The organism is Microbacterium sp., assembly GCF_031178525.1.
GTDB lineage: Bacteria > Actinomycetota > Actinomycetes > Actinomycetales > Microbacteriaceae > Microbacterium.
In genome coordinates this window covers 1-6228 of sequence record NZ_JAPSJA010000150.1, presented here as the reverse complement: position 1 = coordinate 6228, position 6228 = coordinate 1, and the positions used below count along the sequence as shown (strand labels likewise).

The window sequence follows — 6228 nt, the reverse complement described above, 5'->3', positions numbered from 1 at the left end:
GCGACCTGCTCGATCGCCCGTCTCGTCGCGTATGCCGCGGAGGCGCCCGCCGAGTGGCGCGCCGCCCGCGCGTTCCCCGACGCCGCCCACTCGCTGCTCGCGTCCTTCAAGATCTGGAACACCGCGACCGTCGGCGGCAACATCGCCCAGTCGTTCGCGGCCGCGGCGATGGTCTCGCTCGCCGCCGGACTCGACGGCACCGCGCTGGTGTGGACGCCCGACGGCGGCGAACGCCGCGTGCCCGTGGCCGAGATCCCGGCGGACGACGGGCGCAGCACACTGCGCCCGGGCGAGGTGCTGCGCGCGATCGACCTACCCTCGCACGCGCTGAGCGCGCCCTTCGCGCTGGAGCGCATCGCCCTCGCGGAGTGGGGCCGCGCGGCGGCGGTCGTGACCGGCCGCCTGGACGAGGACGGCTCCGCGGTCTTCACCGTGACGGCCGCGACCACGACCCCCGTCGTGCTGCGGTTCACGTCCGCGCCGTCGCCCGTCGACCTGTCCGCGGCCGTGCGCGGGGCGTCGGGCTGGTACGGCGATCCCCTCGGCTCGGCGGACTGGCGGCGCGCCATGAGCGTCGTGCTCGCACACCGGGCCCTCGCGAAGCTGGAGCGTGCCGCATGAGGTTCCACGTGGACGGGCGACGAGTCGAGGCCGATCCCCGCGCAGGGCAGTCGCTGCGCACGCTGCTGCGCGAGAGCGGCGCGGCCTCCGTCAAGAAGGGCTGCGACGCGGGCGACTGCGGCGCCTGCGCGGTGCTGCTGGACGGCGATCCCGTGCACTCGTGCGTGGTCCCCGCCCTGCGCGCGGCGGACCGCGCGGTCACGACGGCAGCGGGGCTCGCACCCGGCGACGACCTGCACCCCGCGCAGGAGGCGCTGGCGGCGGGCTTCGGCTTCCAGTGCGGCTTCTGCACGCCGGGCATGAGCGTCACGGCGTCGTGCCTCGGTCCGGACGACCTGCCGGAGCTCGACCGGCGCCTGAAGGGAAGTCTGTGCCGGTGCACGGGGTACCGCCCGATCCGCGAGGCGATCCGCTCGTCCGTGCTGGGCCCCGTGCGCACGACGGGGTCGCGCGAGGGCGACGGCGTGGGCTCCTCGGTCGTGCCGGAGGCCGCGCGGCGCATCGTGCAGGGCCTGGAACCGTACACGTTCGACGAGGTGCCGGAGGGCGCGCTCGTCCTGCGCGTGGTCGGCTCGCCGCACGCGCACGCCCGTATCCTGTCCATCGACGCCCGCGAGGCCCTCGCGGTGCCGGGCGTGATCGCCGTGTACACGCACGCCGACGCGCCGCCGGCCCGCTACTCGACCGCGCGGCACGAGCAGCGCCAGGACGATCCCGACGACACGCGCATGCTCGACGACGTGGTGCGCCACGTGGGGCAGCGCGTGGCCGCGGTGCTTGCCGAGACGTCGACGGCGGCCGAGCGCGCGTGCGGCCTCGTCCGCGTCGAGTACGAGGTGCTGCCCGCCGTGTTCGATCCGGAGGAGGCCCGGCGACCCGGCGCGCCGCTCGTGCACGCCGAGCGCACGATCGAGGACCGCGTGGCCGATGCGTCGCGCAACGTCGTCGCGCAGCTGCACACGGGCTACGGCGGCGACGCCGACGCGGCCCTGGCGGCGAGCGCGGTGACGGTGTCCGGCACCTGGCGGACGGGCCGATCCGCGCACGCGCAGCTCGAGACGCACGGCGCCGTGGGCTGGCTGGACGACGACGGGCGACTGGTCATCCGCTCGTCGACGCAGGTGCCGTTCCTCACGCGCGACGAGCTGTGCACGCTGTTCGACCTGCCGCAGGAGAAGGTGCGCGTGTTCGCCCCGCGCGTGGGCGGCGGCTTCGGCGGCAAGCAGGAGATGTTCACGGAGGACCTCGTGGCGTTCGCTGTGCTGCGCACGGGCCGCCCGGTGGCGTACGAGTACTCGCGTGCCGACCAGTTCTGGCGCGCCTCCCTGCGGCATCCGATGCGCGTCTCCGTCGCGCTCGGCGCCGAGCCCGACGGACGCCTCACGGCCCTGAAGCTCGACGTCCTGAGCGACACGGGCGCGTACGGCAACCACGCGATCGGCGTGCTGTTCCATGGCTGCGCGGAGTCGGTGACGATCTACCGCTCCCCCGTCGTGCGGGTCGACGCCGAGGCGGTGTACACGCACAACGTCCCCTCCGGCGCGTTCCGCGGCTACGGGCTCGGTCAGGTCATGCTCGGCATCGAATCGGCGCTCGACATGCTGGCCGAGCGGCTCGGGATCGACCCGTTCGAGCTCCGCCGGATCAATGCGGTGCGCGAGGGCGACCCCATCCGCAGCGCGGACGGGCACGTCGAGGACGACCTCGTGTGGGGCAGCTACGGCCTCGACCAGTGCCTCGACCTGGCGCAGGATGCGCTCGCGCACGGCGGCGAGGAGGCGCCCCCCGGCTGGCTCGTCGGAGAGGGCATGGCCGCCGCGATGATCGCCACGCTGGCGCCGCGCGGGCATTTCGCGCAGGCGACCGCGACGCTCGACGCGGACGGCGCGTTCACCCTCCGCACGGGAACGGCCGAGTTCGGCAACGGCACGACGACCGTGCAGCGGCAGATCGCCGCGAGCGTGTTCGGCGTCGAGCTCGCCCGCATCCGCCTGGCGCATGCCGACACGGATGCCGTCTCGTACGACACGGGAGCGTTCGCGTCCGCCGGCATCACGGTGGCGGGCAAGGCGCTGCACGCCGCGTGCCTCGCCCTGCGCGACCGGATCGTCGCGGAGGGCGCCGCACGTGCCGGCGTCCCAGTCGGCGCGTGCACGTTCACGCCGACCGCGGTGCGGACGCCGGCGGGCGACATCCCGCTCGCGCGGCTCGCCGGCCTCACGGCGTCGGGCGAGGAGCGCGGCGACCACCGCTCGCTCGCGTTCAACGTGCACGCCGTGCGCGTGGCGGTCGATCCGGAGACCGGCGTGGTGCGGATCCTGCGCAACGTGCACGCGGCGGACGCGGGGTTCGTCATGAACCCCGCGCAGTGCCGCGGCCAGATCGAGGGCGGCGTGGCGCAGGGCGTCGGCGCCGCGCTGTACGAGGAGGTGATCGTCGAGGAGGGGCAGGTGCGCAACCCCGCGTTCCGCACGTACCGCGTGCCGCAGTCGGCCGACATCCCCGACGTCGAGATCCTGTTCGCCGATACGAGCGACGATCTCGGCCCCTTCGGCGCCAAGTCGATGAGCGAGTCGCCGTACAACCCCGTGGCTCCCGCGATCGGCAACGCGATCGCCCGTGCGCTCGGCCGCCGGCCCTTCGTGCAGCCGTTCACGCGCGAGCGCGTGTGGCGCCTGGCACAGGGCGCCTGAGCCGCTCGGAGGGTGCGGGCAGCGCCGCTGATGCGCGAGACCTCGACCCGCGCGCGAGACATCACCGTGCGTCGATGTCTCGTGCGCCGGATGAGGTCTCGCGGCGGGCAGCGGTGATCGCGGCGCGCGTCCTGAAGCCATCACTTCACCCTTTACGTGCCGGAAACGCCAGGGAAACGGCGCCGATCCGGGCGGCCGCTTGACTGCAGGAACCCGGATCGCGCGCCTGGCGATCCGCACTCCCCGCCGTCGAAAGGCCCGCCATGTCCCCGCGCCGTCTCCTCCTGCTCCCCGCCGCCGCCGCGGCATCCGCCCTCCTGCTCGCCGGCTGCGCCCCCGCCGCGGACGCGAGCGGCGGCGCGACCGGCGAGACGGTCACCGTCACGATCGGCACCCTGCGCGGCCAGCCGCACTTCTACGCGCCCTTCCTGTACGAGGACTTCGCCCCCGACGGCGTGGAGTTCGAGGTCGTCACGCTCGACACGACACCGGCGCTGAGCGACGCGCTGGTCGCCGGGACCGTCGACTTCGCCGTCAGCGGCCTCACGCCCACGATCTCCTCGATCGCGCAGGGCCGCGACCTCCGCATCGTCGCCTCCGCGGCGGACGGCGGCAGCGGCTTCGTCGGCAGCGAGGGCATCGACAGCCCCGAGGATCTCGTGGGCAAGACCGTGGGGTACATCCAGGGCTCCGCACAGGAGATCGCGATGCGCCTCACGCTCGAGGAGGCGGGCGTCGATCCCGAGGACGTCGAGCTCATCACGGTACCCGTGCCGGAGATGGCCGGTCAGTTCGCCGCGGGAGATCTCGACGCCTTCTTCGGCGTGGAGATCGGCGCATCCATCGCGCTGCAGAACGGCGGGCATTCCTTCGCCGACCCGTATGCCACCCCCATCGGCCGGGTCAACCTCGGGCTGATCACGACGGGGGCGCTGATCGACGAGGACCCCGATCTCGTGGCCGAGGTCGTCGGCACGCACGCCGCCGCGACGGAGTGGATGACCGGCAACGAGGACGAGTGGCTCACGGAGATGGTCGAGACCTTCGGCGGCGACCAGGCGATCTTCGACACGGCGATCGAGAACTTCTGGATGCGCTCGGACCTCAGCGAGGAGTACCAGGGCCAGCTCGAGGCGCTCGCCGGCGAGATGGCCGAGCTGGGGCTGATCGACGAGGCCCCCACGGCCGACGAGCTCGTCGACACGTCGTTCGTCGAATGAGCGCCGTGATCACGGCCCCCGCGCCGGTCGCACCCGCGCCCGCCCGCGGGCGCCGGCGGGCGTCCGCGCGGCGCGGGCTGCGCTCGGTCCCCGCGCGCATCGCTCTGGGTCTGGTCGTCCCGGTCGTGTTCGTCGTGTTCTGGCACATCGGCCGCGAGCTGCAGCTCGAGCTCCCGTTCGGGATCCGGATGGGGTTCCTGCCGTACCCGGGCGAGGTCGCCGTGACGCTGTGGGACTTCGCGTTCGGCGGCGTGCGCGACGACGCCTTCAGCGGCACGCTGTGGGAGCACCTTGGCGCCTCCGTGATGCGCGTCCTGGCCGGCTTCGGGCTGGCGGCGCTCATCGGCGTCCCGCTCGGCGTGCTGATGGGGCGGTTCTACACGGTGGATGCGCTGTTCGATCCCTTCGTGAACCTGCTGCGGCCGATCCCGGCGACCGCCTGGGTGCCGCTCGTGGCGCTCATCATCGGCATCGGCGACCAGGCCACGGTGTTCCTCATCACGCTCTCGGCGTTCTTCCCGATCGTCCTCGGGGCGGCGAGCGGCACCCGGCAGGTGCCGGAGCGCCTCGTAGAGGCCGCGCGGATGCTGGGGACGACGCGCCTGGACGTCCTGTGGCGGATCATGGTGCCCGCCGCGGCTCCCGCGATCGTCAACGGCCTGCGCGTGGGCCTGGGGCTCGCATGGGTCGTCCTGGTGCTCGGCGAGACCACAGGCGTGACGACCGGCCTGGGGGCGACCATCACGCTCGCGCGCGACATCGTGCGCACCGACCTGATCGTGGTCGGCATGATCTGCATCGGCCTGGCCGGGTTCGGCTCGGATCGGCTGCTGACCCTGATCCTGCGGCTGGTCGGCGGCCGCCGCCCGGTGTTCGCATGAGCCGTTCGACCATCCACGCACGAGAGGAGCGCCCGTGAGCGCGGAGATCCTGATGGAGGGACTCGAGAAGCGGTACGAGACGAGCGCCGACGACGTCGTCGCGGTGGCGGACGTCGACCTGCGGGTCGCGGCCGGCGAGTTCGTCGCCGTGGTGGGCGCGAGCGGATGCGGCAAGAGCACGCTGCTGCGCATCCTCGCCGGCTTCGAGCCGGCGAGCGCGGGCGACGTGCAGGTCGGCGGCGTGCCCGTGCGCGGGCCGGGACCGGATCGCGGTGTGGTGTTCCAGGACTACGGTCTGTTCCCGTGGTTGAGCGTCCGCGAGAACGTGGCGTACGGTCCGCGCCGACGCGGCGCCTCGCGACGCGAAGCGGATGCGCTCGCCGACCGCTACCTCGAGACCGTCGGCCTGACCCGCTTCGCGGCGCGCTTCCCGGGCGAGCTGTCCGGCGGCATGCAGCAGCGCGTCGCGATCGCCAGGGTGCTGGCCAACGACCCCGCCGTGATGCTGATGGACGAGCCGTTCGGTGCGCTCGACGCGCTGACGCGCTCCGAGCTGCAGGGGCAGCTGCGCCGCATCCACCGCGATGAGGGCCGCACCGTCCTGTTCGTCACGCACTCGATCGAGGAGGCCGTGTACCTGGCCGACCGCGTCGTCGTGATGACGGGCGGCGCGTCGCACGGCGTTGCGGGGCACATCCGCGACATCGTGCGGATCCCGCTCGGCGCGGAGCGCGACGTCACGGACCCGGAGTTCAACGCGCTCAAGCGCACGATCTCCGCGCTCGTGCACGAGCGGGCGGCTGTCACGGCGGC

The 6228-nt window shown here is 73.6% G+C and carries 5 protein-coding genes; all 5 read left to right on the top strand.

Annotated features, from left to right (window positions below; translation table 11 throughout):
- A partial coding sequence (locus tag RIF89_RS09965; protein ID WP_309068961.1) for an FAD binding domain-containing protein occupies positions 1-621 on the top strand: 621 nt, incomplete at its 5' end.
- Positions 618-3314, top strand: a complete 2697-nt coding sequence (locus RIF89_RS09960) for a molybdopterin cofactor-binding domain-containing protein (protein ID WP_309068960.1) — start codon at positions 618-620, stop codon at positions 3312-3314. The genes RIF89_RS09965 and RIF89_RS09960, both read left to right, overlap by 4 nt.
- A gap of 263 nt (positions 3315-3577) precedes the next feature.
- Positions 3578-4534, top strand: a complete 957-nt coding sequence (locus tag RIF89_RS09955; protein ID WP_309068959.1) for an ABC transporter substrate-binding protein — start codon at positions 3578-3580, stop codon at positions 4532-4534.
- A 5-nt stretch (positions 4535-4539) separates the two neighbouring features.
- The gene (locus RIF89_RS09950) at positions 4540-5415 is read left to right on the top strand and encodes an ABC transporter permease (protein ID WP_309068958.1); all 876 of its coding nucleotides are present in this window, start codon (positions 4540-4542) and stop codon (positions 5413-5415) included.
- Positions 5416-5449: 34 nt separating this feature from the next.
- Positions 5450-6228: ABC transporter ATP-binding protein (locus RIF89_RS09945; RefSeq protein WP_309068957.1), on the top strand; the 779-nt coding region annotated here is incomplete at its 3' end.